Raw genomic sequence first — 25739 nt, forward strand, 5'->3', positions numbered from 1 at the left:
CCGCAGGGCGGCATTCAGGGTTTCCGAAAACATATTCCGAAGGACCCGGGGAAGGATCCGCATGTATCACCGAATCGTTGCCGCGAAACTACGTAAAGCCTTTGCTCAGATCGACTCCGGGGACTGGCAGTCCATGGTGGACACGCTGGCCCCGGAATTCACTTATGTCTTCTACGGGGAGCACGCGCTGTCCGGCGAGCGGCACACCCGCGAGGCCATGAGCCTGTGGTGGCAGCGGGTCTTCCGGCTCATCCCGGAGGCCCGTTTCGAGCCGCTGGAGATCGTCATCTCCGGCTGGCCCTGGCTGACCAAGGTGGCCACCCGGGTGAAGATCGGCGGCCCGCTCCCGGACGGCACCCGCTACGACAACGTCATGACCCAGTTCCTCTATCTGAAGTGGGGCCGGATCGCCGAGATCCACACCCTGGAGGACACCGTCGTCCTCCAGCGCGCCCTGGACGCCATCGCCGCCTCCGGGAACGCCGAGGCGCACGCCGCGCCCATCACGGACGCGGACGCGCGCGCCGTCCGGCAGGGCTGACGAGCGGGCCCCGCCGGCCCCGGCACCGCGCGGTGCCGGGGCCGGGCGCGGTCAGCCCAGGGCGCCGAGCTGCTTGGCCAGCTCCAGGCCGTCCAGCGAGAACCAGCTCTCCACGATGATCCCGTCGCGGAACTCGTCGATGACGATCCCGCTCACGGAGAACTCCCGGCCGATGGCCGGCACGCCCTCGTAGGGCTCGCCGGTGTGGGTGCCGCCGGCGGTGAACCGGCTGACGACCTTCTCGCCCTCCAGGATCCAGTCGTCCACCACGACCTCGAGGTCGGGGAAGGACGCGCGCTGGAGCCGCACCCACTCCTTGAGGTGCTCGACGCCCTCCTTGCCGTTGGGCGCGGTGCCGTGGCTGATGTGGTCGTCACCGGCGCCCTCGTAGATGACGTCGAGGTTTCCCTTGTTGAGGCACTCCTCGTAGTAGCGCTCCAACACGGCCTTGTTCTGCTGCAACGTCGACATATCAACCGCTCCGATTTCTCTCGACATATTCAGACGGTATTTCATGGGCATACGGCGACGACTCCGCAATGCCATGACGGTGACATCGCCCGGTAATTCTGTCAACCGTTTCCGAGCGGCCCGGGAAAACCCGAGACCGTGAGCACGGGCAGCCCCGACACCACGCTTTTCGCGCGCCACACACCCAGCGCCGGATCGCCCTCGACCACGGAATTCCCCTGCTCCTCGGAATGCAGGGTGACGCGGCCGACGACCAAGGGGTCGACGGCGACGGAAAGGCCCGCCCGCGCCTTCGCGCACAGCCGCACGACGTTCTCCAGGACGGAGACCGCCAGCGCCGTGCGCGGCACGCTGGGCGTCGCCCAGAGGTCGTTGGAGGCGCACGGCCGCACCTCCGCGGACCAGCGGCCGTCGGGGCCGTGGGTCCAGGCGGCGGCCGGGACCACCGACGAGCGCCAGCGCAGCATCGGCGGCCCCGAGCTCCACGTGGTCGTCCGTGCGACGTCCGGCCGCGGTGGCGCGGGCGAGCGCGCGTCCCCCGGCTCGTAGACGACCCGCAGGCTCGCCCGCGGCCCGTCCGGCCCGTCGTCCGGCCGCCGGAAAGACACGTCGACGACCCAGGTGCGCCCCTCGCGGGTGCCGGTGATCTCCCGCTCCCAGACGGTGGTCGGACCGTCCAGGCGCAGCAGCTCCAGTGGCACGACGATCTCTTCAAGGCAGTCGACGCGCAGCGCGGGGAAGTCCTCCGGGACGATCCACTCGGCGCCCCGGACCGCGCTCTCCAGCAGCAGGCTCACCGGCACCGCCTCGACGCCGTCCATGAGGAAGTCCATCAGGACGGGCGCCCGTTCGCGGTCGAAGGTCACGCGCGAGACCATCCGGCTGTGCGGCCGGTAGGTGACGACCTCCCCCAGGTGGTAGATCTTCGGGAAGGTGTCGGTGAAGCCGGGCAGGTCGGGCACGATGGGGTAGCCGATGGCCTGGCCCGGGTCGATCGCCGCGCCCAGCGGGCCCACGAAGGTGACCTCGCCCTCGGACCCGGCGCGCAGCTCCGCCTGCCACTTGGCGAGGCCGTCGGTGACATCGATGGCCGCCATGTAGCGCAGCGTCGCCGAGAAGTTGGCGATCAGGCCGATGCGGTCCCAGGTCGGCCAGGCGAGCGTCATCACGGGGAAGCCGGCCCGGCGACTCGCCCAGCGGCCCAGGCGCGCCAGCCCCTCGTTGGCCGCCGCGTACTCCAGCTGGCCGACCATGCCGCCCAGTCGCCCGGTGAGGGAGCCCACGTTGCAGAAGAACTTCAGCGGGTGGCCGCGGAGTTCGCCGAAGAGGTTGGCGAAGCCCTCGATCTTCGTGCGGACGGTCGCGAGGACCTCGTCGTCCGTCTTCTTGGGCAGCCGCGCCGCGGTGTCCACCCCGGCGTTGTGCACGACACCGGTCAGCGCGGCACCCTCGCGGGCGACGAGCTCGCGGACCTGGTCGCGGTCGGTGAAGTCGCACCGGGCGTAGTCCACGCGCAGCCCGCGCGCACGGGCGCCGGTGACGTTGGCCGCGAGCTCCCACAGGCGGCGGATACGGGCGATGTCCCGACGCGTCCCCGCCGGCGGGCGGCCGCGGTTGTCGGCCCACACCTGCTTCTCGTAGACCTTCAGCTCGGCCTCGTCCATGCCGGACCACGGCTCGTCGCCGGTGGGGAAGGGCTCCCGGCCGGTCACCACGACCCGCAGGCCGTGGCGTTCGGCGAGGGTACGGGCCAGCTCCCAGCCGATGCCCCGGCCGCCGCCGGAGATCAGCACGCTGTCGTCGGGGCCGAGTTCGACGACGGGCTCGCCGGCCGGGCGGGCGGAGGGCGTCAGCGTCAGGCGCTGCCCGTCGCGGTGGCCGACCTCCAGCTCGCCCGGCCTGCCCAGCTCGGCGGCGACGATGCCGGGCAGTTCGTCCGCCGCGGACAGCGCGATGTCGACGACGCGGGCGTTGCAGTTGGGGAACTCCCGGTGCAGCGTCTTCGCCAGGCCCGCCCAGATGCCGCCGAGCGGCTGCGCGAGGTCGTCCTGCGGGTGGTGGCCCATCCCGCCGCCGAGGTAGGTGACGGCGAGGTAGAACAGGCGGCTCGCCGAGGTCTCCTGGGCCCAGTCGTCGTAGTGCTCGCGCAGGGCGCCGACGGTGCGCAGCAGCGGCTCCCGCCATGCCTCCGCGGGCTCTTCGGTGCCGGGGGCGCGGCCCACGGTGAGGTCGACGATCGCGTCCACGGGGCCGCCCGGCGCCCGCCGGCGTACGAGGGCGCCGCGCTCGGTCAGGGCCCGCTCGACTGCGGTGGCTGTCCCTGCTCCCTCCCCCTCTTCGTCCGCGAGGAGCAGCACGCGCATCCCCGTGAGCAGTGCGGGATCGCCGGACGGCTGCGGCAGGTTGGTGAGCTGCCACACCATGCGGGTCATCGGCTGGACCGCCGTGTCACCTGCCGCGGGCCCGGCCGTCGTCTGTGGGGACTCCATGGTCATGTCCCTTTCCGGTCAGGTGCGTCGAGGGCGACGGCCTCGCCCGTGCGGGCGTCGACGTAGCCGATCAAGGTCGCCTGGAGGTCCTTCATCTGGAGGAGCATGCGGCCGTCGGGCCGGGTCGCGACGAAGCGGTTGTCGACGCGGTCGGCGGCCAGGTCGAAGCCGGGCGGTGTGGCGTAGAGGTCGATGCGGTCCTCGCCGGTGGACAGGACGTGGTCGTTGGCCTCTTCGTAGAGGTCGATGCGGCGGATCGCCAGCGGTGCCGCGACGGGCACGAGGTGGCCGTCGACGAGGTCGAGCACCCCGACCCGCGCCAGGCCGTCCAGCAGGACGCACGGGACGGTGAAGCGCGCCCACGCGGGGTCGTCCTCCGGGAGCGCCAGGGCGTAGCGCCCGCGCTTGCCCTGGGGGTGGATGCGGGTGTCGGCGGTGGAGACGAAGGGTCCGGTCAGCTTCACGGGCGAGCCGGGCTGGTGGTACGGGTCGGGCACCGGGGTGTCGTCGGCGGTGTCCCAGTGCTCCCACCGGGGCGCGGCCGGGAAGGCGTCGGCGAGCAGGACGCGGGCCGCGAAGTGCACCCGGTCCGCGATCAGGACGGCACCGGTCGGCGCCACCACGTCCTCGGTCACCAGCACCTGCACGACGGTGGCGTCGCCCTGTTCCCCCATGATCTCGGCCTTGATGCGCTTGGGCCGGGCCGGGAGGTCGCGGTAGACGCGCAGGAAGTGCTCGAACCGCAGGTCCTCGAAGGCGATGACGTGCTTGCCGGGCACCAGGTGCCGGGCGGCCTCCGCCGCGAGCTCGGTGACGAAGGTGCCGGGCAGCGTCGGTTCGCCGCGCACGGTGTGGTGCTCCAGATAGCCGTCGGTCTCCAGGTCGAAGCGGCACTCGAACACCGCGGACTTCGCGTCGGACTCGACCACGCGGCGCAGGAAGAAGCCGGGGTCGCGGCCCGTGAGGTAGCCGGGGTAGAAGGTCTCCACCGTGGCGCGCTCGGCCTCGCCCAGGTGCACGACGGAGGGCCGTCGCACGGGGGCGTGCAGTTCCCGCACGAAGTGGTGGACGCCTTCGGGGACCGGCATGTTGCTGTAGGAGCCGGCCCGTTCGTAGTACGCCTTCGTCAGCTCGTTGGCGCCCATGCCGACGCTGGCCCACAGGGTCCAGCCGATGGTGACCTCGGCGTGGTCCGTGGTGGCCGCCGCGTAGGTGGAGGCGCTGCCCAGGAAGTCGTTGGCCGAGGCGTAGTCCGCCTCCCCGAGCTGCCCGAAGTAGCCGAGCAGGGAACCGAAGTTGCACCACAGGCGGGGCGGTGCGGAGCGCAGCGCGTGCTTCAGGTTGAGGTAGGACTCGACCTTCAGGTCGCGGATGGAGGTGAACTCCGCGAAGTCCTTGTCCCTGATGAGCGCGGAGCGCTGGAGCCCGGCGGCGTTGACGAGCAGGTCGATGCGGCCCTGCTCGGCGAGGACGCGGCCGATCGCCTCGCCGACCTCGGCGCTGTCGCGCATGTCGCAGGTCAGATAGGTGACACGGTCCGCGCCGCTGTGGGCGGCCATCGCGTCGAGGTTCTGCCGGGCGGTGCGGGCGTTGACCATGCGGTCGAATTCCCTGTTGATGCCCGCGACCGTCCGGCCGCCGCGCTTGGCGAGCTCGGCGGAGATGAACGCCTTGCGGCCCGCCGCGAACTCCTCGTCGCTCCCGGCGTAGACCGAGGGCGGGTACGCGTCGAGGGCGTTGCTGCCGAACACATAGATCCGCGGGCGGAACTGCTCCGCGACCGCCTTGAGTACCTCGGCGGTGATGCCCCGGGCGCCGCCCGCGACGACGACCACGGAGTCGCGGCCGAGGACCGCCGGGGTGTCCGCCTCCAGGCCGTCGGGCTCGTCCTTGAGGCGGTACACCTGGCGGACGCCGTCGGCGTCGACCACGACGGGGAAGTCCCGCCGCGCCCGGCTCTCCGCCTCCACGCGCTCCACGGCCTCGCCGGCGTCGGTGACCGAGGTCAGCAGGGCGAAGCCGGTGGCGTCCGGGAGCTCCAGGCCCGCGGTCTTCAGCAGGCCCGTGAACAGGCCGGAGAAGGGGTGCGGGGTGCCGTCCGTCACCGCGCCCTGGAGGAGGACGACGAGGGAGGAGCCGGGTCCCGACAGGTCCTCGTAGGCGTGCTGCACCGCCAGATAGGCGGCGCTGTGCAGGGCGAGGAGCGCCGGGGAGCCCTCGGTGAGCGCCTGTCCGGGGGCCACGGCGCGGCTCAGGTCGCTGAACACCCGCAGCCGGGTGACCGGCTTCCCGGAGCTCGCCAGGGCCTCGCGTACGGCCTCCGGCGTGACCTCCGGCAGGTGGTGCCAGCCGGGGCGCGGGGCGTCGAGCGGGGTGGTCGACAGGACCGTGAGCCCGGTGCCGGGGCCCGCGGCGCGGGCGAGGAGGGCGGGCGCGTCGGTGACGACGGCCGTGCCGTCCGCGAGGAACGGGATCGCCTCCCGTACGGTCACGTGCGGCGCCGCCTCCAGGACGGGCACGTGGCGGCGGACCCGCAGCGGTGTCCCGGCCTCCGTGTGGTCCTGCGAGAGGAAGCCCTCGGGGAGCGTGCCGGTGGCCGTGCCGGTGCCCTCCGCCGGGGCGGAGCCGGTCGCGGCGGCCTCGGCGGGGGCGCCGGGGACGGTCAGCCGGAGCCTGGCCCCGACGCCTCCCTCGGCGTGCTCGCCCTCCTCGCAGGAGAGGACGACGGTGCCCGCGGGACCGTGCAGCGCCTTGAGGACGGCCAGTCCCCCGGCCGCGCCCAGATAGCGGGCGTTCTCGGGCGCGGAGGAGCCGCAGAGCAGGGTGTCGCGGTGCGCCTCGGTGCCGCCGAACGCCTCGTCGACGTACGCGAGGACCGGCAGGCCGGCACGCTCGGCGCGCTCCTCGGTGGTGAGGGCGAACAGGAAGCCGCCTTCGGCCAGTTCGGTCGCGCGCTCCGGCAGGAGCTCGCCGATCAGGGACCGGTATTCGGGCAGGCTGTTGCCGTTGATGCCGCCCGCCAGCGCGAAGTCCAGTTCGCCGGTGCGCAGGTAGCGGCTGGCGGAGGTGATGGACGACAGGGCGGAGGCGAAGCCGGAGTCCATCGTCATGTTGGGGCCGTGGAGGTCGAAGTAGTTCGCCACGCGGGCCGAGATGATGTTGGGCATCTGCCCGGGGAACGAGTCCTCGTTGGACTCCGGGATCATCGAACGCACCTGCTCGCGCAGCCGGTCGAGGATCCGCGGCACGGCGTCCGAGCCGGCCAGCGGCGAGTCGGCCAGCGCCCGCTCGACGTCGTCGAGGTAGCAGCGGTTGGCGTAGAGCATCGCGGCCCGAGTGGGGCCCATGTGCCCGACGAAGACACCGGTCTTGGCGGCCTGCTCACCCCAGAAGCCGGGCATCTGGTCGCGGAGCTGGTGCGCGCACTCCAGGATCATCAGCTGGCAGCGGTCGAGGGCGCGGATCGTCTTCGGGGGGAGGCGGACCTTGCTGAAGGGCGGCGGCGGGTAGTCGGCGCCGAAGCTGTCGAGCGGCCTGCGGCCGCCGGACAGCCAGTTCGCGACCTCGTCGCGCCCGTCGAGGCCGGGCAGGTGGGCCGACCAGCCGACGACGGCGACCCGGCTCTCGGTGTCCGGGGTCCTGGTGACGGGGGTCTCCGCCACCTCGGCGGGCGGCAGGGGTTCGGAGACGATCAGGTGGGCGTTGGTGCCGCCGAAGCCGAAGCCGGAGACGGCCGCGAGCCGGGGCCGCTCGGCGCTCTCCGGCCACTGCCGCGGCTCGGAGGTCACCTCCAGCTCGGTCTCGTCGAGCCGGAAGTCGGCGCGGGGGCTGCTGAAGCGGAACTGCCCGGGGATGGTGTGCTCCTCCAGGCCCTTCAGGTTCTCGATGAGCGACACCACGCCGGCCGCCCAACCGGTGTGCCCGATCAGGGACTTGTTGGAGGTGACGACGGTGGGCCGGGAGGTGCCGAAGTGCTCGCGCAGAGTGGTGAACTCGGCGAGGTCACCGGCGGGCGTGCCGGTCGCGTGCGCGTTGATCCACTGCACGTCGTCGCCCTCGACCTCGCCGTCCTCCAGCGCGCGCAGCACGGCGAGGCTCTGACCGTCGGAGTTCGGGGCGTAGATCGCCTTGCCCTTGCCGTCCGAGGACGAGCCGAAGGCACGCAGCACGCCGAGGACACGGTCGCCGTCGCGGCGCGCCTTGCTCAGCCGCTTGAGGACGACGAGGGCGGCGCCGTCGGCGAAGATGACGCCGTCGGCGCTCTCGTCCAGGGCGTGCACCTTGCCGCTCTTGGAGAGCCCCTGGAGCTTGGAGAAGAGCACCGTGCCGCGCGGCGCGAGGGCGAACGCCCCACCGCAGACGGCGATGTCCTGCTTGCCCATCAGCAGGCCCTTGGCGGCGATGTCGATGGCGTAGAGGGACGACGAGCACGCGGTGTCGACCATGTGGAGCTCGGTGGACGGCGGGAGGATGCCCTCCATGGCCAGCTCGCCGACCCGGTGCGGCAGGAAGCGCGCGGGGTCCTGCCCGCCGCGCCGGTAGCGGCGGGCGAGCGCCTCGTCGATGTCGTCGCGCAGGCCCTCCCGCTCCCCCGCCGGCACGTCGAGGCCGTCGACGATGCCGTGGGTGAGCCGGGTCAGGCTCTGCAGGACGCCGGCCTCCTCCAGGTGCTGGCTGCCGTCGGGGGTGTAGCCGACGACGAAGGAGGCGCTGTCGGTGGGGCTGTGGCTGACCCCGTCGAGCGCCTGCACCAGGCTGTGGCGCAGCCACTGCGTGGTGAGCTCCTGCTGGTCGGCGCCGCCGGGCATGCCGTCCAGGGCGCCCTCGGCGGGGGTGAAGCCGGTGATGAAGACGCAGTGGTCGGCGTAGGCCTTGTCCTCGGCCGCGAGGTCGGGCGAGTGGAAGCTCTCGTGCTGCCAGCGGTCCTGGGGGACCTTGACGAAGAGCTCGTCCCCCGTCATCCGCAGCTTCCAGAACTCCTCGGGGCTGTTGGCCCCGGCGACGGCCATGCCCATGCCGACGATGGCGATCGCGTCGTCACCGTCCTCGGGCTCGGGCTCGGGCTGGGGCTGGGCCACGACCTCTGTCTTGGCCTCGGGCTCGGCCTCCGTCTCCGCGAGTGCGGGCGGGGAGAGCAGGGCCGCGCCGAGGGTGAGGCCGCCGTCGGCCAGGATGACCTGGCCGGTGATCCACCGGGAGTCGTCGGAGGCGAGGAAGGCGACGACGGAGGCGAACTCCTCCGGGGTGCCGAGCCTGCCCAGCGGCGTGGCCCGCGCGATGACCTCCTGCATCTCCGCGGCCCGGGGGAACTTGTCCGCCACCGCGCTGCTCAGCATGGCGGCGGAGGCCGTGTTGACCCGGATGTTCAGCGGCGCCAGCTCGACCGCGAGGTAGCGGGAGGCGGCCTCGGCCGCGGCCTTCGCCGGGGCGCAGGCGAGGTAGTTGGCCATCACCATCTGGGAGCCGCCCAGCGCGGAGACCGTGACGATGGAGCCGCCGCCCGACCGGCCCATCAGCGGTGCCGCGGCCCGCGCGCAGCGCAGTCCGCCCTTGAGATTGGTGTCCAGGGCCTTGTCGAGGTGCGCGTCGGTGGTCTCCTCGGACGGCAGCAGGGCGCCGTCGGCCGCGTTGTTGATCAGGATGTCGAGGCGGCCGTGCAGCCGGTCGATCTCCGCGAACATCCGGTCGACCTGCTCCTGCCGCGCCACCGAGGCACGGACGAGGTCGACCCGGACGCCGTCCGCGGCGAGTTCGTCGCGGGTCTGCTTGGCCTGGTCGTGCGAGTGGAAGTAGTTGAGGACGATGTCGGCACCGCGCGCGGCGAGTTCCCGCGCGATCGCCTTCCCGATCCCCTTCGACCCGCCGGTGACCAGGGCCACCTTGCCGGTGAGGTCTTTCATGGAGCCATGTCCTTCATGTAGCGAGGAAACGAGCGGGGCAGTGGGCCGTGGAGCGGTCAGGCCGCGCCGGCGTGCTCGCGGGCGCCGCTCAGCTCGGCGAGCACGAAGTCGGCGATCGTGTCCATCGTGTTGTAGTTGGAGAGGCGGAAGCCGGACTCGCGCGGCGGCAGGCCGTAGCGCTCGGAGACGCGGGAGAGCAGCTCGACCTGCTTGACGGAGTCGACGCCCAGCTCGGCCTCCAGTTGCACGCCGCCCTCGAAGACCTCTTCCGGGTACTCCAGTGCCTCGGCGTAGAGGGTGCGCAGGGCGGCGAAGACCTCGTCGCGGTCCGGACCGGCGGTCGCGGCGGGCGAGGCGGGGGCGTCTGCCTTGGACGCGGCGCTCGCGGCAGGAGCGGCGGCGGGGGCGTTCTCCCGCTGGAAGGCGGTGAGTTCGTCGCGGACGTAGGCCAGGACGTCGTCTCCGTGGCGGGCCCAGTACGCCTCGAAGACGTCGGAGGGCACCGCGGGGGCCAGCAGCCCGCCGAGGGTGGGGGCTCCGGCGGCGTGCGCGAGGCCCGCCTCCCGCAGGACGTCCAGGGTGGCGTCGAGGGCGAGGCGGCCGCCGCCGTCGAGGGCGAGCGTCGCTAGCGCGCGCACGCCGGAGTCCGGGGTGAGCCGGGTGACGAGCTTGGTCAGCGCGGGGCGGCCGCCCGTCTCCACGAAGGTGGTGACCCCGGACTCCTGGAGGTGGCGCACCGCGGTCGCGAACCGGACCGGCTTGACGAAGTGCTCCGCCAGCAGGTCGGCCAGGGCGTCGTCGGGCTCGTAGTAGCGCTGGAGGATCGGCGAGTAGACCGGGCGGCGCAGCGGGTGCTGGTCCAGCTTGCGGACGTACGCGGCGAACTCCGGGACGGCCGGGGCCAGGGCGGGGGTGTGGAAGGGGAAGGGCGCGTCGATCTCGATGGCGTTGATGCCCAGCTGCCGGGCGATGGCCGTGACACGGTCCAGGACCTTGTCCGGGCCGCTCACCACGGTCTGCTCGTCGTGGTTCTCGGTGGCGACGGCCAGCAGCGGCTCGTCCACCAGGTCCAGCAGCAGGCGGACCCGGTCGGCGCCGGCGGTGAGGGCCACCATGCGGCCGTCTATGCCCTGCTGCCGCTGGATGACCGCCACGCGCTGCGCGACGATGCGCACGCCGTCCTCGACCGAGAACGCGCCCGCGGCCACGAGGGCGGTGATCTCACCGAGGCTGTGGCCCGCGAGGACGTCCGGCTCGACGCCGTGGGCGGCGAGGGTCTCGTACGCGGCGAGGCCGGCGGCGTAGATGGCCACCTGCGAGACCCACGGGTCGTCGGCGAGCAGCTCGCCGAGGTCCGCCTTCTCCTGGCCGAACAGGGTATCCGTGATCCGCCGCGCGAAGAGGTTCTGCGTCTCCGCGTCGATCTGCTCGAATACTCGCCGGATCCGGGGGTAGCTCTCCTTGGCCGAGCGGAGCGCCGCGCTGTCGAAGCCGCCCTGGCCGGGGAAGAGGAGTGCGGTGTTCTGTGCCATGCCGATGTCTCCGTTGCTTGTGTTGGTGCGGGTGGTTCGTCGTCTTTCACGGGGCTTCGCCCCGTACCCCGGGACCGCGCTGCGCGCGGTGTCCTCAGTTGCCGGACGGGCTCGATGTGCTGCACATGGCCGCAGTTCAGTCCGTTGGGGGCGCCTCCGGGCGGAGTCCGGGGGAAGTGGCCGAGGACACGCGGCGTAGCCGCGTCAGGGGGCCCGGGGGCGCGGCCCCCGGTTGCAGGGAACAAGGGAAGAGCCAAGCCACCTACCGCCGCGGCGCAGCCACGAGGTAGTCGCCCATCGGGCCGAGGTTTTCGGCTATCAGGCGGTCGGCGAACCGCACCGCAGGTGGGACGTGCCGCGGCAGGCCGCGGGCCAGCCACTGCACGAACCGCAGCTTCCAGCCGGGGCCGGGGCCCGGTTCCAGGTGGTCCAGGAGGGCGTGGATGTTGCGCGCCGAGTAGAACCGCGCGGGATCGACGACGGTGGCGAACATCCCGACCATGTCGCGCCCGTGTGTGGGGCTGCGGCTCATGGCCCGGATGAAGGCGATCTCCTCCCGCGTGTGGTTGGAGATCACCGCGTGGTCGCAGGTGTAGCGGTAGTGCCCGGTCACCATCTCGTCGCGTTGCCGCTCGTAGCGGGCGAGCGCGTCCGGCAGCGGGGTGCGCCCCGACAGGCCGGAGTCGATGGCCTCGGCGAGGAGTTCGGCGCCGCGCAGCCCGTAGGTGATGCCGGAGGCGGTGATCGGGTCGCGGGTGTACCCGGCGTCGCCGACGAGCGCCCAGCCGGGCCCGTGCGAGCGGCGCAGGAAGTTGGGGACCGCGCCCGTCAGCCACTTGTCGGCCCGCTTGGTCTCGCGCAGCAGCTGGGCCCGCTCGGGGTCGACCTCGGCGAACGCGGAGACGACCGTGCGGTCGCGCTCCTCCTCGCTGCCCGCCTTGAAGTCGCCGACGGGCAGGGCCACTCCGACGATGGTCAGGCCGTCGTGCGTCGGCCAGGTGAAGGTGTGCTTGCCCGCGTGGCGGTAGGTGCGGACCTTCCCGTCGTGCGGGATGCCCTCCCAGTAGGACCAGTGGCTCTTGTTGAGGACGGGCTTGGTGGCGTACTTCTCGGCGCCGACGAGGCGGGCGACGGTGGAGTTGGAGCCGTCGGCGCCCACCACGAGGCGGGCGTGCTCGACCGCCGTGACGCGCTCCCCGGACTCGCCGCGCACGCCGGTGACGGTGCCGTCCTCGTCCTTGAGGAGTTCGCGGAGGGAGAACCCCTCGCGGAACTCCGCACCGGCCGCGATCGCCGCTTCCAGCAGGATGCGGTCGAGTTCGGCGCGGTCCGGGGAGTACGCCTCGCCCACGCCGTCGACGGCGGGCAGGCGGGCCATCAGCTGCGCCGGGCCGCTCTTGAGGCCGTACTCGTGGATGGGCGGGCAGCCGGTGGCGGTCAGTTCGTCGAGCAGGCCCCAGTTCTTCAGTCTGAGGATGCCCGGCGGGTGGACCAGGTTGGTGGCCGCGGCCTTCCCGCCGGGGAAGGTGGCGCGGTCGAGGAGCAGGACCTTGTAGCCGGCTTTCGCGAGCAGCATCGCCGTGGAGGCGCCACCGACCCGCGCACCCACCACAATCACGTCGTACATGTACGTCCCCCAAGTCGTACTGGTTTCCGGCTGGTTGCCGAAGAACCGGTGGTGCTTTTCCGTACTGCCGGTCTCAGCGAGGGCTCTCCAGGAGGTCGCCGTCCCGGGGCTGCCCCGCGTCCTGCGCCCCGCCCGCCGCCGCGACGTGCTTGCCCCGCGAGCGGCGGGGTGCCGCGAGGATCGCGAGGCAGCCCAGTGCCGCGAAGCCCGCTCCCACCCAGGAGGCCGGGACGAGGCCGTCCACGAACCGCTGCGGCGTGCCGTATCCGCCCTGCGCGGTGAAGACCGAGGTGAGGACGGCGACTCCGAAGACACCGCCGAGCTCACGGAAGGTGTTGTTGGCCCCGGAGGCGATGCCCTGGTCGCGCGGGGCGACGATGTTCATCGCCATCTCGGCCACGGGCGCGAAGAACAGCCCGAGGCCGATCCCGCCGAGCACCAGGCCCGGCACCTCGTCGGAGTAGGCGGTGTGCGTGCCGACCACGGAGGCGAGCCAGCCGAGCGCGACGGCCTCGGCCAGCAGGCCCAGGGCGACCACGAGGCGGTTGCCGATCCGCGCGGTGAGCAGGGCGGCGATCGGGGCGACCACGACGGGCATGGCCGTCCAGGGCAGCATCCGCACGCCGGCCCCCAGCGGCGAGAAGCCCTGGATGTTCTGCATGAACTGGGTCAGCAGGAACACGAGGCCGAACATCGCGGCGAACATCATCAGGCTGGCGACGTTGACGGCGCTGAACGCGCGGTTGCGGAACAGCCGCAGCGGCAGCACCGGGTGGCGGGTGCGCGCCTCCCAGAACACGAAGGCGATGAGCAGCACCACCCCGCCGATCAGGGAGACGAGCACCTTGCCGCTGGTCCAGCCGTCGTCGGTGGTGCGCACCAGGGCGAAGACCACGCCGAACATGCCGAGGATCACCAGCACGGTGCCGCCGATGTCCAGGGAGCTCTCGGGGTGGTTGCTCTCGGCGAGCTTCCACGCGCCCAGCAGCAGCACCACGATGCCGATCGGCACATTGATCCAGAAGATCCACTGCCAGGAGATCTTCTCGACGACGGTGCCGCCGATCACCGGGCCGAGGGCGACGGCGAGGCCGCTGAGCGCGCCCCAGATCCCCAGCGCCATGCCGCGCTTGCGCTTGGGCACCGCGGCGGTCAGCAGGGTCAGCGTCAGGGGCATCACGATGGCGGCGCCGAAGCCCTGCACGGCGCGGGCGACGATCAGTTGCCCGGAGGAGTCGGACAGGGCGCAGGCGGCGGATGCCGCGGTGAAGACGACCAGGCCCACCAGGAACATCCGGCGGCGCCCGAAGCGGTCGCCCGCCGCCGCGCCGGCCATGAGGAAGACCGCGAAGGTCAGGGTGTAGGCGTTCACCGTCCATTCGAGGTCCTGGAGGCTCGTGCCGAGGGACTCCCGGATGGCGGGGAGCGCGGTGATCACGACGAGGTTGTCGAGCGCTGCCATGAAGACCGCGAGCCCGGTCACGATCAGGGTCCAGACGGGGTTTCCGCGTGGACCGGACCGACTCAGCATGAGGGACCCTTCTGGTGGGTGGACGGCGGGGAGACGCCGGTTAAGGGAGCGGCGGCCGGGGCCGTGGCCGGCGCGGACAGGGTGTCCAGCGCCTCGCGCCACAGGTCCGCGAGCCGGTCGGCCCCGGGCAGTCTGCGGTCGTAGAGGAAGCTCACCCGGACCCGGGAGCCGCAGGAGAGCAGCGTCACGGAGAGGGCGTTGCCCGGCAGGAGCACACCGAGCGGTATCGCGTCGATCACGGGGTCGCCCTTGAACGACAGGAGGTTCGGCTGGCTGTAGTTGGAGGCGTAGAGCGGGGACGAGCGGGGGCTGAGCAGGCGCCTTACGGTCCATCGGGTCAGGGCCGCGGGCAGCAGGGCGACCAGGGCCCTGCTCGCGGGCCGCAGGCCTCGCGAGCGCATCCGGTGGGTGCCCTCGACGAGCTCCGCGAACGCCGCGTCGGTGCGCAGCCCCTGGCCGGGGAGTGCGACGACCGCCGTGGTGAGGTGGTTGCCGGGGGCCGCCTCCTCGCCCGTGCGGCGGGTGCTCAGCGGCATCCGGACCGGCACGGGCGACGAGCGGAAGACGGACCGCACCCCGCCCTTCTCCCCCGCGGCGCTCCAGGTGGCGAGCGCGCCCCAGAGTGCCATGAGGAAGGCGTCGTTGAAGGTGCCCCCGAACCGCTGCCCCAGCAGGCCGAGTTCGCGCTGCGTCGCGCTCGTGCTGCACACGGCCAGGTGGCCGGGGCGGGGTTCGGGCGCCTGGGGCCAGCGCCGGACGGGAAGCAGTCCGCGCAGGAGACCGGCGCCCACGCTCAGCGTGCCGCGGAGCAGTTCGTCGGGACACGCGCCGAAGAGCGGGCCCTGCTCGTCGCGGCCCGTCCGCTCCGGTTCCCTCCCGTCGCCGAACAGGGCCCCGACGACGTGCACGGCGCCCAGCCCGTCCTCGGTGCTGTGGTGGACGCGATAGCACACCGCGTACTCCTTGGGGGCGTAGCCGTGGACCAGGTGGACGGACCACAGCGGTCCGCCGGCGGGCAGGGGCAGTCGTGCGAGGGCGGTGAGCACCTCGTCCAGCGTGGTTCCCGCGGGGAACTCCTCCTCCCTGAGGTGGTCGCGGATGTCGAAGTGGGAGCTGGGCACGTGATACGCCCGGCCCGATGTGGTGGTCGTCCGGCAGGTCAGCCGTGGCAGGCCGGGCAGCCTGGCCACCAGGTGGTCGCGGAGCTCCGCCAGTGGGGGCGGGCTGCCGCGGAACCTCAGGAACTGGCCGTGGGTCAGGCCGGGTTCCCGGCCCATGGCGAGGAAGACCTCATCGATCGGGTTGAGTGGACGCTTCAATTCCGCTCCCAGTCGAGCACTTCGGGGGACAGGGCACCGGTGCCGCGCGGATGTACGGATGTACGGACACGCACGGACACGCACGGAAGAAAACGGAGCCGCGGAAGTCTGTGACGGCAGCCGGAGTCCTGGAATGCGGATACCCCGCGGAAGGTTTTTCCGGGCCGGTATTCGAGCACTCTCCCCCGTGCTCTCCGAGCCGCCGTGCAAATGACTCTAGCGAGCGGCGATCACCCGGGGGACTGTACCTTGGTACAGGAACCGGTAAGTGTGGGCGACCAGACCTGCCTGCAATCTGGATTCCACGCACAATTTACTGAGCACGCGGGCCACATGAAACTTGACCGTGCGTTCCGTCACATCCAGCCGTTGTGCGATGCCGCGATTCGAGAACCCCTCACCGAGGAGCTCGAACACCTCCGCCTCGCGCTCCGACAGCAGGGCCACCCGCTCCGACTCCCGCTGCCAGGGCGGTGTTTCGACGTGCTCACCGGCCGTGCGGACGGCACAGGGCGCGCTGGGGGCCGCCGGGGCGTACGGACACGCGGCAACGGTGCAGGACACGGGAATTCCCCCTTTTCCACGGAACTCGGGCGCAGGGCCACCGGCTTTCATCGCACCCAGTATCAAAGGGACGCCGCACGGCCTGTCAAGGAATCCCCGGACTCTCCCGCGGGGCGAGAAACAGTCCTGTGCATTCCGTTCTCCCGCCCCGCGAGAAATGGCATTTCAGAAGCACGGTTCCACGTACCCCGTGTGGTTTTCGCAAAGAAACGTTAACCCTGCGGAAACTCAGTACGAGCTGGCGGTCTCCGCCGACCAGGCGCCGCGGTTGCCCGCCTGGCCGAAGCCATCGGCCGCCCGCTTGGTGGCGCGGGCCAGGCCCGGCCAGCACGGGAGGCAGCTCTTGGGCTTGAGCACCGCGACGGCCCCCATGATGAGCCCGTCCCAGCGGATCGGGGCCGCGCAGCCGAGCCACCCGGCCGCGCACTCCTCCACGTCGAGGGCGACGCCCTGGCCCCGTACGTGCTCCAGGGACAGCAGGAGTTCGGCGTCGTCGCGGTAGGCCCCCGGGCCCGCGCCCGCGGGGGCCGGCTCCTCCAGGACGGCCTCCTGGATGATGCCGGGGAGGTGGGCGAGCATGGCCCGGCCCGCGGCGCCCGTGCGCAGCGACTGCGAGACCTCCAGGAAGGCCCGGTGGCCGATGCCCAGTTCGGAGAGGTCGGAGTCGCCGACGGCCATGTCCAGGCACTGCTTCCTGGCCCCGCCGAAGGGCGCCAGCGCGAAGAGGAACACCAGCCCCTCGTCGGTCTCCGCGCGCAGCTCCTCCAGGAGGGCGTGCGCGACCCGGGTGTTGGGGGCGTGGGACAGCGCCTTCAGACCGAGCCGGGCGGCGCCGGAGCCGAGCCGGTAGAGGCCGCGGCCCTCGCGGGCGAACGTGCCGTCGTAGACGCCGGACTGGAGAATGCGATGGACGGTGGAATCATCCAGTCCGGTTATCTCGGCCAGCTCACCCGGGCCGTGCACCTGCCCCTCGATTTCAGTGAAGGCCCGTTGGACCCGGAACACCCTGTCAGCATGGGTACTTCCTCCTATAGCGCCGCTCCTGCCCATGAAGTCCACTACCCCCCTGGTTGTCCTCACACGGTGATCAACCACGGTCAACAGGCTAACCACTTCCGGCCGGAAATCAGGAGCTCACCCCGGCCCGATGAACGGCGCCAGGAACAAGCGGAACGGCAAACGGAATCTTTGCCCAGAGCTGCGGCGATGCCGCGGGTCAGTGCCTCACCAGGCGGTCCGCCGACCGCGCCGCGAGGTACAGCAGACCGGCGCTCAACAGCAGCGCGACCAGGGCCACATCCCCCACCGTCCCCGCGCCGGGGGCGCCCTTCAGCGCCGACCGCAGGGCGAGCGTCAGACCGCCGGCCGACACCAGCGGCCCCGCCAAGTACCAGCCGAGGAAGAGGAACATCCCGGGGTCTCCCACCGGCGTGCTCACCCCGGTGAACATCAGGCTCGTACGGGCCGGGCCGCGGCACGCCGCGAAGACCGCCGCGGCCGCGAACGGCACCGCGCACACCGGCATCAGCAGCAGCGCCCACGGCGCGCCCGCCACGGCGAACGGCACGGCGGCCAGCGCCGCGAGCAGCGCGCCGACGACGGCCGGGACGACCGTGTGCTGGAGCATCAGCACACGGAAGCGGAACGGCGACCAGGCGGCGCGGCGCACATCGTCGGTTTCCAGCCGCGCCGGCTCGGCGAGCGCGCCCACGGCGACGTAGCCGAGCAGCAGGGCCACGACCAGGCACAACGTCCGGTGCTCGCCGCCGAGTCGCGTGCCCAGGGCGGCGGTCGCGGTGGCGCAGACCGTCCACATCAGCGCCTTGGCCAGGCGGGCGGGCGCGCGCAGCAGGGCCTGGAGGTCCCGCCAGACGACCACGAGGTACTTCGAGCGCGGCGGCCGCAACCGGATCCGGAGCGTCCGGCCACCGGCCGTGGCGTCCAGCAGGGCCAGCTTGGCGGCCCTGAGCTCCACCGTCCACATCACGGACGACACCGTCTGTGCCGTCGCGGCACGGCGGCGCAGCTGCGCGGTCGGCACGCGCGCGGCGTCCCGGTGCCCCTGGAAGAGGCCGGCGGCGGTGAGGAGGACGAGCGGAACCAGCGCGTACGGCCAGGCCGGCGCGCCGCCGCCGGTCGCGGCGACCACCGGCTGTGCCGCCCACCCCCACGGCCCCGACCACAGCTCGGCCCGCTCCAGCGGGCCGAGCCGGTGCCCGTACCCCGCCAGCGCCGTCTGGGCGGCCAGCAGCATCAGCACCACGACGGCGAGGGGCGTGCAGCGGCGTACGGAACGGGCGAGCGCCGCCCGCCGCTCCACCGCCATCCCCGCCGACACGGCCAGCAGCGGCAGGCAGACGGCCGCCGGGAGGAGCGCGAGCAGCGCCGTGCCCAGCGACGCCAGGCTCAGCACACGGAGCAGCACGGCCCCGGCGAGCGCGAGCAGCAGGCCGGGGACGGCCGCGAGTCCGGCGGACAGCCAGAACCACGGCCGCAGCACCCTCGCCCGGCGTACGGGCTGCGCGAGCAGCCAGCCCACGGACGGGCCGGGCACGACGACCGGCCCGCGCCACAGGGCGTCCCGGGCGGCGGCCAGGGCGAGCGCGGCGGTCAGCAGGGTGAACAGGGCGGGCAGGGCGCGCTGCACGTCCGCGCCGAGACCGCTGTAGTCGGCGCCCAGCCGGATCTGGCGCAGGAAGTGGTAGGCGTAGCCGCTGCCGTAGCCGAGGAGCGCGAGGACGATCGTGTAGATGACGACGGCGAGGTCGCGGCCCTTCTGCCGGCGGTGCGCGCGCCGCTTCTCCCGCAGCCAGGCCAGCGTCTCGGCGGTGCGGTCGTCGTCCTCCTCGGTCCAGGTGGGCTCGTCGTCGAGCTGTGTGGTCCCCCGCACGCTCATCCCCGCAGCCCCAGCCGCTCCAGCACCTGCGCCGGCGGGCCCTCGGCGATCACCCTGCCGTCCTCCAGCGCGACCATCCGGTCCGCGACCGCCTCGGCCAGCTCCGCCTGGTGCGTGGCCAGCAGCACGGCGACGCCGTCCGCCTTCTCGCCGGCCAGCAGCTCCGCGAGCCGGACGCGCGCGTCGGGGTCCAGCCGCTGTTCGGGCTCGTCCAGGACGAGGAGGTCGCGCGGGCGCACGAGTGCGGCCGCGAGCAGCAGCGACTGGAGCTGGCCGGACGACAGGGAGCCGGGCAGCGCCCGAGCGTGGTCGGACAGCCTGCGGTCCGCGAGCACGTGGTCGATCCACGCCTGCGCGTCGTCCACGGCGTGGGCGACGGCGACGAGTTCGAGGTGCTCCCGCACCGTCAGGTCCGGGTAGGTGGCCACGGTGTCACCGACGACCGCGACCCTGGCCCGCACCTCCGGGTCGTCCTCGCTCACCGGGCGCCCGGCGAAGAAGGCGGTGCCGCGGGTGGGGGTGTCGCGGCCGCTCGCGATGCGCAACAGCGTCGACTTGCCCGAGCCGTTGTGCCCGAAGAGGGCCGTGCAGGTGCCCGGCTCCAGGTCGAGGTCGAGCGGGTGGAGCGCCTGGCGTTCCCCATAGGTGCGGCCGACCCCGCGCAGCCGCAGCAGCGGGGTGCGGTCGGCGTGCTCGGCCATCGGACCTCCGTACGTGGTGGGACTTCCGCACGCGACCTTAACCAAGCGGTCCGGCCGCGCGAGCGGCGGCGGGTGCGCCACGATGGCTCCCATGAGCGATGCGCCCGGTCCCGTCCCCGCCTTCGGCCCTTCGGAGTTCCAGCTGGTCCTGCTGCGGAGGATGGCCGACCACCAGCCCGGCCTGGTCGAGGACGCCCTGCGCGAGCTCGGCACCGACCGGTCCGCGCTGCGGGAGGCCAATCGCCGCTGGCAGGCGATGCTGCGCTCACCACGGCGACGCGGCGCGGGCGCGCGCTACCGCTCGGTGCTCGGCCCGCCGGAGACGGTGGGCGAGCGGCGCGTCGGCGACCTGATCTTCGAGGCGCTGACGTGGCCGGTGCCGCTCTGGCCCGACCTGCGCTTCGAGGTGCTCTCCGCGCCGGGCGGCGCGGTCTGGAACGAATGGCTGATCCGCGCACCGGGGGCGTCCGGGCCGCCGCTGCGCACGGCCCGGGACCTTCTTCCCTGGTCGTGCACGGTGGACGAGGTGGCCCGCGCCTTCGCTCCGGCCCGTCCGATGGAAGGCACGGCTCCTACGCGTTGGCAGCTGGCGTTCTCGACGGAGGACGGCGACCATGTCGCGGAGTTCACGTGGGGGCTGTTCCAGAGACTGATCCGCTAGCGCCGGGGCCGCCTGCGGCGTGTCCTCAATCGCCGGACGGGCTGGATGGTGCGGACCGTAGCCAGCACATTCAGCCCGTCCGGCGTTTGAGGACAACGCGGCGAAGCCGTGTTTCGGGGTCTGGGGCGCAGCCCCCCACGCGGCGGAGCCGCACATCAGACGCAGCCGGGAAGGGGCGGGGCTGGGGAACAAGCCCGCCGCAGGCGCCGAACACACCCGCCCCCACACCCCCGCCTCCTCCTTTAGGCCGACACGGAACTGACCGTTCAACCGAAGCCGCACCCCCCGCCCCCTGCCTAGCGTGGCCCCATGCCACGTATCCGCACCCTCGCCCTGGCAGCCCTGGTCCCCCTCCTCCTCGCCGGCTGCTCCATCGGCGGTGACCGCGCGAAGGAGGCCATCGGCACGCCCGCCGCCGCGGAGGAGCCGTCCCTGGTCTCCATCCCGGACATCGGCGTGCGGAGCCGGCTGCTGCGGCTCGGGCTGAACGGTGACGACACCGTGCAGGTGCCGCCGCCGGAGAAGGGCATGACGGCCGGCTGGTACACAGGCAGCGCCAAGCCCGGCACGCCCGGGGCGGCCGTGATCATCGGGCACAACGACACCCGGGACGGCAAGGCCGTCTTCCACGACCTGGACAAGGTCGGCAAGGGCGCCGCCATCGACGTCGAGCGCGGCGACGGCAAGGTGCTGCGGTTCACGGTGACCGGCACGGAGACCGTCGACAAGAACGCGTTCCCGACGCGGAAGGTCTACGGCAGCACCTCGGACCGGGTGCTGCGGCTGGTGACGTGCGCGGGCGACCTCGACGCGCAGGGGCACCCGGTGCGGAACCTGATCGTCTACGCGTCGCTCCGAACCTGACACCAGGGGCCGGAGGCGGTGCGCCTCCGGCCCCCCGGTTCAGACGAGCTCGGCGGTCAGGGTGATCGTCGTGCCGGTGAGCGCCTGGCTGACCGGGCAGTTCTTCTTGGCGTCCTCGGCGGCCGCGGCGAAGGCGGCGGCGTCCAGGCCCGGCACCTCGGCGCGGACGGTGAGGTGGATGCCGGTGATGCCCTCGCCGGGCTGGAAGGTGACGTCCGCCTTGGTCTCCAGGCGGGTGGGCGGCGTGCCGGCGCCGGTCAGGCCGTGCGACAGGGCCATCGAGTAGCAGCTGGAGTGGGCGCCCGCGATCAGCTCCTCGGGGCTCGTCCTGCCGTTGGCCTGCTCGGCGCGCGACGGCCAGGACACCGGCTGGCTGCCGATGCCGGACGAGTCGAAGGTGACGGTGCCGCTGCCTGTGAGCAGTTCGCCTTCCCAGACGGTGTGCGCGGTGCGGGTCGTAGCCACGATGTCGTTCCTCCACGGAAGCAAATGGGTCATATGAAGATCGGGGGCGGTCCCCCGATCGCACCGATCATCGGCCGGTCGGTGCTCCCGGCCCGGTTCCGACACGCTCCTCGCGCGGCCCCCGGCCGAGGTCCGCGGGCGAGGGCAGGTTCCAGGCGACGAGAGCGGGGCGCCCGTGCTCGGTGCCGATGCGGCTGACAGTAGCGGTGTCCAGCCGGAAGAGGGCACCCGCGGTGGGCGGCAGGCCGAGCCTGCGGGCGGTCAGCACGCGCAGGAAGTGCGCGTGCGCGACCAGCACCACGTCACCGCCGTCCGCGTCGGCCAGCAGCGGGGCGACGCGGGCCAGCACCCGGTCGGCGCGGGCCCCGACCTGTCCGGCCGTCTCCCCCGGGTGCCCGGGGGCGCCGGGCGGGACACCGTCGTCCCAGAGGTACCACTCGGGACGCGTGCGGTGGATCTCGTCGGTGCTGATGCCCTCGTACCCGCCGTAGTCCCATTCGTGCAGGTCGGGGTCGATCTCGGGATCGAGTCCCGCGAGCTCGGCGGTCCGCACGGCCCGCTTGGACGGGCTGGCCAGCACCGTCTGGACGCGCCGCCCGGCCAGCAGCGGACGCAGCGCCTCCGCCTGGCGCTCACCGTGCTCGGTGAGCGGGATGTCCGTCAGCCCGGTGTGCCGCCCGGAGCGGCTCCACTCGGTCTCGCCGTGCCGGACCAGCAGGAGCTCACTCACCGGCCTGCTGCTCCCCGCCCTGCTCGGCCTGCGCCTTGGCCTGTTCTTGGGCCACGGACGCCCGCACCTCGTCCATGTCCAGGGCGCGGGCCTGCCCGATGACGTCCTCCAGGGCTGCCTCGGGCAGCGCGCCGGGCTGGGCGAAGACGGCGATGTTGTCCCGGACGATCATCAGGGTCGGGATCGACTGGATCTCGAACGCGGCGGCCAGCTCGGGCTGGGCCTCGGTGTCGACCTTCGCGAAGACGAGGTCTCCGTGGCGCTCGGCGGCGCCTTCGTAGACCGGGGCGAAGCTCCGGCACGGACCGCACCACTCCGCCCAGAAGTCGATGAGCACGAATCCGTTGCCGGAGACGATCTCGTCGAAGTTGTCCTTGGTCAGCTCCACCGTGCTGCTGCTCATACGTGAACTACCTGCTTCCGGTTCTCGCGGTCGAGTACCCCAGCACCGCCAACCAGGCAGTGCCGGGCGCTATTCCTCCCGTGCCCCGTGAAGTGGCACTAAACCCGGATGAGGGGGTGGGACACATCCCACAAGAACGTCGAACGCGTCACGGCCGGTGGGGTTCCGGACAGTACCGTTCCGGGCCCGTCAAGGATGCGCATTGTTCACCCAGGATCGAGCACTTGTTCACCCAGAGTTCTCCGTGTTCCGTGTTCCCCGTTTCCCCGTTTCCCCGTCTCCGGGAGAGGCGCGGGAGACCGACCACCACTCACAGAGAGCAGGGAAGCGATGGACTCCTACCGGCACCTCGCGGCACATCTGGGGCTCGACCTCGTCGCCGTCTGCCTGCTCACCTTCGCGGTCTACTATCCGCGCCACCGGCGCCGCGATCTGGTGCCGGCCTATCTCGCCCTGAACGTCGCCCTGTTCACGGTCGTCGCCGCCCTCTCCGAGGTGGGCGGCACCGGGGGCACGGCGCTCGGCTTCGGCCTGTTCGGCGTGCTGTCGATCATCAGGCTCCGCTCCGACTCGGTGCAGCACGAGGAGGTCGCGTACTACTTCACCACGCTCGTCCTCGGGCTGATCTGCGGCCTGCCGCACCTGGCCTTCGGCCTGACCGCCGCGCTCAGCGCCCTGCTGCTGCTCGTCATCCACATCGCCGACCACCCCCGGCTGCTCGCCCGCGCCCGCCGCACGGTCGTCACCCTCGACGCCGTCCACAGCGACCCCGCCGCCCTCCGCGCCGACCTCGCCCGGCGGCTCGGCGAGCCCCTCAACTGGACGGTCATGGAAGTGGACTTCGTACGCGACCTGACGGTCGTCGACGTCCGCTACCGCGAGCCCGAGCAGCACGCGGGCGCCCGCCCGGCCGGACCCGCCGAGCCGGCCCGCGACGCGGCGCCCGCCTGGGAGTCGGTGTGAGCACCACGGCCGTACGCGCCATCACCGAGGCCGCCCACGCCACGGCGCCCGTCTCGCTCGCGGAGGTCAACGAGCGGTCCGCGCTGCTCGCGCGCTTCGACCGCAGCTATCTCGTGCCCGCTCCGGTCTTCCTGCGGATGGCCGGGCGGCTGACCGACCCCCGGCGGCCCGGCGGCCCCTTCCGGGCCCTGACCATCGACGGCGGACGCGCCTTCCGCTACCACTCCGTCTACTACGACACCCCCGGCCTGCGGTCCTTCCACGACCACCGGCAGGGCCGCCGGCTGCGCTTCAAGATCCGCGAGCGGGTGTACGAGGACACCGGGGAGCGGCAGTTCGAGATCAAGCTCAAGGGCCGCCGCGGCGACACCGTCAAACACCGCCGCCCGCTCGACGGGACCGACACCCCGCTGGACGCCCACTACCGGGGCTTCCTCGTGGAGACGCTGCGCACCGCGTACGGCATCGAGCCGCCCGCCGAGCTCGGCCCCTCCCTCAGCACGGACTACCTGCGCGCCACCCTGGTCGCCGACGGCGAGCGCATCACCTGCGACGCGGGGCTGACCTGCGGCGATCTGCGCGCGGGCCGAACGGTGCGGTGCGCGGCGGGACTTGTCCTGGTGGAGACCAAGACGACGGGCCATCTGACCGAGGCCGACCGGCTGTTGCACGCGTACGGCATACGTCCGGCCGTCTTCACCAAATACTGCAGCTCGTTCGCGTGGCTGCGCCCCACCCTGCCGGCCAACCGCTGGCGGCGCGCCGCGGCCCGCGCGTTCGGCGCGGCCTGAGGAAGCGCCGGAGAGAACGTCTGAGTGAACACCTGAGAGAACGACCGCCGGACGGACCCGGCCCGGGCCCGTCCGGCGGTCACGGGCGTCAGCCCCGACGCCGCCGGAAGATCCGCTTCGCGGCGTAGATGATGCCCACGATCAGCAGCACCAGGAAGACGATGATCAGGATCCCCACGATCAGCAGGAACTTGCCGAGCTTCGCGAAGAAGCCCTTCTTCTTTTTCTTCTTCTCGTGCTTCGAGGCCAGTTCGACGGTCGCCGGGGCGGCGGCGGTCGTGCGGGACGCGCCGTCCTGAGGTGCGGCGGACGCGTCGGCGGGCGCCGCGGCCGCGGCCGGGCGGATCGCGGCGGCGGCGGCCGGGTGCGCCGCCGTGGCCGTCAGACCCATGACGGCCATCGCGACGACCAAGGCGCCGACTATCGAGCGTGCGATCCGGTGCATCATCTTCGTTTCTGTCCTTACGGTCCGTGGACGGTCTCGACCTGCGCGTTTCCATGACCACGACATCCGCCGCGGCACAGGCCGGAGGAGATTACCCACGCCCCGGCCGAGGATCAAGGCGAGCGTGGCCCGATCCCCGCCCGCCACACACTTTAGAGGTTGCGCAACCGGGGAAGTTTCATGGAGTCCGTCACATCGAGGCAACCGGGGGACGCCCATGGACAGTCTGGACCACCTGAGGGTGGAGGACACATCTGACTTCGAACACGTCGTCCAACAGGCCCTGCACTTCCCCGAGATCAGGGAGGCCGTACGCGGCAACGCGCCGGTCAGCGCGGAGCAGCTGCGCACGATGGCGCTGCGGGCCCGCACGGAGATCGCGGCCGCGGCCGCCGACGAGTACCGCGTCTACCTCCGCACGCGCACCAGCACCACGCCCCAGGAGCCGCCCGCGCCGGACAGGCGGTCGCTGCGGGGATTCGGCGGCGGGCTGGCCGGGGCGCTGGGCGTGCTCGTGCCGTCGCTGGCCGCGGTGGCCGCCGCGGCCTTCCTGCTGATCGGCTACGGCCTGCGGCTGACCGGAACCCAGGAGCGCCTGTCGGACGGGCTGGTGGCCTCGGGCTGGACGACCGCCCTCGTCGCGGCGACGGCCGCGGCTGTCGCGGTGACGGCGCTGCTCGTCACGGCGGCGCGGCAGCGGTCCGCCCCGGAGGACGGGGCGGCCCCCGAGGCGGAGACGGACGTCACGCGCTCCCGCGAAGCCTGGCAACAGGCCCTGCTGGAGCGCGGCGTGCTGCCCTTTCTCCACTCGGCACTCCGGGAGTCCCGCCATTCGCCGTGACCACA

The 25739-nt window shown here is 72.6% G+C and carries 21 protein-coding genes; 6 read left to right on the forward strand and 15 right to left on the reverse strand.

Annotated features, from left to right (window positions below; translation table 11 throughout):
* The first annotated feature begins 61 nt into the window (after window positions 1-61).
* Window positions 62-541 (forward strand): nuclear transport factor 2 family protein, encoded by a 480-nt coding sequence (locus AB0435_RS15265; protein ID WP_366003225.1) that lies wholly within the window; start codon window positions 62-64, stop codon window positions 539-541.
* 51 nt (window positions 542-592) lie between these two features.
* Here AB0435_RS15265 and AB0435_RS15270 read toward each other — a convergent pair whose 3' ends face one another.
* The 11 genes from AB0435_RS15270 to AB0435_RS15320 form a co-directional block, all read right to left on the reverse strand.
* Window positions 593-1012 carry an ester cyclase gene (locus AB0435_RS15270; RefSeq protein WP_366427194.1) on the reverse strand — a complete coding sequence of 140 codons (420 nt, stop codon included), beginning with the start codon at window positions 1010-1012 and terminating at the stop codon, window positions 593-595.
* 101 nt (window positions 1013-1113) lie between these two features.
* A complete protein-coding gene (locus AB0435_RS15275) occupies window positions 1114-3501 on the reverse strand; it encodes a KR domain-containing protein (protein ID WP_366003223.1) in 2388 nt (795 codons plus the stop codon).
* Between the two features lie 2 nt (window positions 3502-3503).
* Window positions 3504-9401 (reverse strand): SDR family oxidoreductase, encoded by a 5898-nt coding sequence (locus tag AB0435_RS15280; protein ID WP_366427195.1) that lies wholly within the window; start codon window positions 9399-9401, stop codon window positions 3504-3506.
* 56 nt (window positions 9402-9457) lie between these two features.
* Window positions 9458-10933 (reverse strand): acyltransferase domain-containing protein, encoded by a 1476-nt coding sequence (locus tag AB0435_RS15285; RefSeq protein ID WP_366003221.1) that lies wholly within the window; start codon window positions 10931-10933, stop codon window positions 9458-9460.
* A 262-nt stretch (window positions 10934-11195) separates the two neighbouring features.
* Window positions 11196-12560, reverse strand: a complete 1365-nt coding sequence (locus AB0435_RS15290; RefSeq protein ID WP_366003220.1) for an NAD(P)/FAD-dependent oxidoreductase — start codon at window positions 12558-12560, stop codon at window positions 11196-11198.
* Window positions 12561-12633: 73 nt separating this feature from the next.
* Window positions 12634-14091 carry an MFS transporter gene (locus tag AB0435_RS15295; protein WP_366003219.1) on the reverse strand — a complete coding sequence of 486 codons (1458 nt, stop codon included), beginning with the start codon at window positions 14089-14091 and terminating at the stop codon, window positions 12634-12636.
* Window positions 14085-15410 (reverse strand): wax ester/triacylglycerol synthase domain-containing protein, encoded by a 1326-nt coding sequence (locus tag AB0435_RS15300; RefSeq protein ID WP_366003218.1) that lies wholly within the window; start codon window positions 15408-15410, stop codon window positions 14085-14087. Before AB0435_RS15300 ends, AB0435_RS15295 begins: the two co-directional genes overlap by 7 nt.
* Window positions 15411-15626: 216 nt before the next feature.
* Window positions 15627-15974, reverse strand: a complete 348-nt coding sequence (locus tag AB0435_RS15305) for a LuxR C-terminal-related transcriptional regulator (RefSeq protein ID WP_366003217.1) — start codon at window positions 15972-15974, stop codon at window positions 15627-15629.
* 228 nt (window positions 15975-16202) lie between these two features.
* Window positions 16203-16979 (reverse strand): IclR family transcriptional regulator C-terminal domain-containing protein, encoded by a 777-nt coding sequence (locus tag AB0435_RS15310; protein WP_366003216.1) that lies wholly within the window; start codon window positions 16977-16979, stop codon window positions 16203-16205.
* Window positions 16980-17190: 211 nt separating this feature from the next.
* Window positions 17191-18870: a hypothetical protein gene (locus AB0435_RS15315; RefSeq protein WP_366427196.1), complete on the reverse strand. Its 1680-nt coding sequence runs from the start codon at window positions 18868-18870 to the stop codon at window positions 17191-17193.
* Window positions 18867-19571, reverse strand: a complete 705-nt coding sequence (locus AB0435_RS15320; RefSeq protein ID WP_366003214.1) for an ABC transporter ATP-binding protein — start codon at window positions 19569-19571, stop codon at window positions 18867-18869. Before AB0435_RS15320 ends, AB0435_RS15315 begins: the two co-directional genes overlap by 4 nt.
* Window positions 19572-19662: 91 nt before the next feature.
* Between AB0435_RS15320 and AB0435_RS15325 the strand changes: the two genes are divergently transcribed.
* Together AB0435_RS15325 and AB0435_RS15330 are read left to right on the forward strand one after the other, a co-directional pair.
* The gene (locus AB0435_RS15325; RefSeq protein ID WP_366427197.1) at window positions 19663-20232 is read left to right on the forward strand and encodes a hypothetical protein; all 570 of its coding nucleotides are present in this window, start codon (window positions 19663-19665) and stop codon (window positions 20230-20232) included.
* 309 nt (window positions 20233-20541) lie between these two features.
* A complete protein-coding gene (locus tag AB0435_RS15330; protein WP_366427198.1) occupies window positions 20542-21096 on the forward strand; it encodes a class F sortase in 555 nt (184 codons plus the stop codon).
* A 39-nt stretch (window positions 21097-21135) separates the two neighbouring features.
* On the opposite strand, the gene AB0435_RS15335 is transcribed toward AB0435_RS15330, so the two are convergent.
* The 3 genes from AB0435_RS15335 to trxA all read right to left on the reverse strand — a co-directional run bounded on the left by AB0435_RS15335 (window position 21136) and on the right by trxA (window position 22694).
* Entirely contained in the window at window positions 21136-21561 is a 426-nt protein-coding gene (locus tag AB0435_RS15335) for an OsmC family peroxiredoxin (RefSeq protein WP_366003210.1), read from the reverse strand.
* A 67-nt stretch (window positions 21562-21628) separates the two neighbouring features.
* Complete coding sequence (locus AB0435_RS15340; RefSeq protein WP_366003209.1) at window positions 21629-22291, reverse strand: histidine phosphatase family protein; 663 nt, start codon at window positions 22289-22291, stop codon at window positions 21629-21631.
* Window positions 22284-22694 (reverse strand): thioredoxin, encoded by a 411-nt coding sequence (gene trxA, locus AB0435_RS15345; protein ID WP_366003208.1) that lies wholly within the window; start codon window positions 22692-22694, stop codon window positions 22284-22286. Before trxA ends, AB0435_RS15340 begins: the two co-directional genes overlap by 8 nt.
* Window positions 22695-23024: 330 nt before the next feature.
* On the opposite strand from trxA, the gene AB0435_RS15350 reads away from it, so the two are divergent.
* Complete coding sequence (locus AB0435_RS15350; protein WP_366003207.1) at window positions 23025-23657, forward strand: DUF4956 domain-containing protein; 633 nt, start codon at window positions 23025-23027, stop codon at window positions 23655-23657.
* Entirely contained in the window at window positions 23654-24448 is a 795-nt protein-coding gene (locus tag AB0435_RS15355) for a polyphosphate polymerase domain-containing protein (protein ID WP_366003206.1), read from the forward strand. The genes AB0435_RS15350 and AB0435_RS15355 overlap by 4 nt, the downstream gene beginning before the upstream one ends.
* An 88-nt stretch (window positions 24449-24536) precedes the next feature.
* On the opposite strand, the gene AB0435_RS15360 is transcribed toward AB0435_RS15355, so the two are convergent.
* Complete coding sequence (locus AB0435_RS15360) at window positions 24537-24896, reverse strand: hypothetical protein (protein WP_366003205.1); 360 nt, start codon at window positions 24894-24896, stop codon at window positions 24537-24539.
* A gap of 214 nt (window positions 24897-25110) precedes the next feature.
* Here AB0435_RS15360 and AB0435_RS15365 point away from each other — a divergent pair, with 214 nt between their 5' ends.
* Window positions 25111-25734, forward strand: a complete 624-nt coding sequence (locus AB0435_RS15365) for a hypothetical protein (RefSeq protein WP_366003203.1) — start codon at window positions 25111-25113, stop codon at window positions 25732-25734.
* The last annotated feature ends 5 nt before the right edge of the window (window positions 25735-25739 follow it).

The organism is Streptomyces sp. NPDC051173 (assembly GCF_040689515.1).
Classification (GTDB): Bacteria; Actinomycetota; Actinomycetes; order Streptomycetales; family Streptomycetaceae; genus Streptomyces.

Coding starts and splice junctions, on each gene's coding strand:
- AB0435_RS15265 (WP_366003225.1), top strand. CDS start 62: ATGTATCACCGAATCGTTGCCGCGAAACTACGTAAAGCCTTTGCTCAG.
- AB0435_RS15270 (WP_366427194.1), bottom strand. CDS start 1,012: ATGTCGACGTTGCAGCAGAACAAGGCCGTGTTGGAGCGCTACTACGAG.
- AB0435_RS15275 (WP_366003223.1), bottom strand. CDS start 3,501: ATGGAGTCCCCACAGACGACGGCCGGGCCCGCGGCAGGTGACACGGCG.
- AB0435_RS15280 (WP_366427195.1), bottom strand. CDS start 9,401: ATGAAAGACCTCACCGGCAAGGTGGCCCTGGTCACCGGCGGGTCGAAG.
- AB0435_RS15285 (WP_366003221.1), bottom strand. CDS start 10,933: ATGGCACAGAACACCGCACTCCTCTTCCCCGGCCAGGGCGGCTTCGAC.
- AB0435_RS15290 (WP_366003220.1), bottom strand. CDS start 12,560: ATGTACGACGTGATTGTGGTGGGTGCGCGGGTCGGTGGCGCCTCCACG.
- AB0435_RS15295 (WP_366003219.1), bottom strand. CDS start 14,091: ATGCTGAGTCGGTCCGGTCCACGCGGAAACCCCGTCTGGACCCTGATC.
- AB0435_RS15315 (WP_366427196.1), bottom strand. CDS start 18,870: ATGAGCGTGCGGGGGACCACACAGCTCGACGACGAGCCCACCTGGACC.
- AB0435_RS15320 (WP_366003214.1), bottom strand. CDS start 19,571: ATGGCCGAGCACGCCGACCGCACCCCGCTGCTGCGGCTGCGCGGGGTC.
- AB0435_RS15325 (WP_366427197.1), top strand. CDS start 19,663: ATGAGCGATGCGCCCGGTCCCGTCCCCGCCTTCGGCCCTTCGGAGTTC.
- AB0435_RS15330 (WP_366427198.1), top strand. CDS start 20,542: ATGCCACGTATCCGCACCCTCGCCCTGGCAGCCCTGGTCCCCCTCCTC.
- trxA (WP_366003208.1), bottom strand. CDS start 22,694: ATGAGCAGCAGCACGGTGGAGCTGACCAAGGACAACTTCGACGAGATC.
- AB0435_RS15350 (WP_366003207.1), top strand. CDS start 23,025: ATGGACTCCTACCGGCACCTCGCGGCACATCTGGGGCTCGACCTCGTC.
- AB0435_RS15360 (WP_366003205.1), bottom strand. CDS start 24,896: ATGATGCACCGGATCGCACGCTCGATAGTCGGCGCCTTGGTCGTCGCG.
- AB0435_RS15365 (WP_366003203.1), top strand. CDS start 25,111: ATGGACAGTCTGGACCACCTGAGGGTGGAGGACACATCTGACTTCGAA.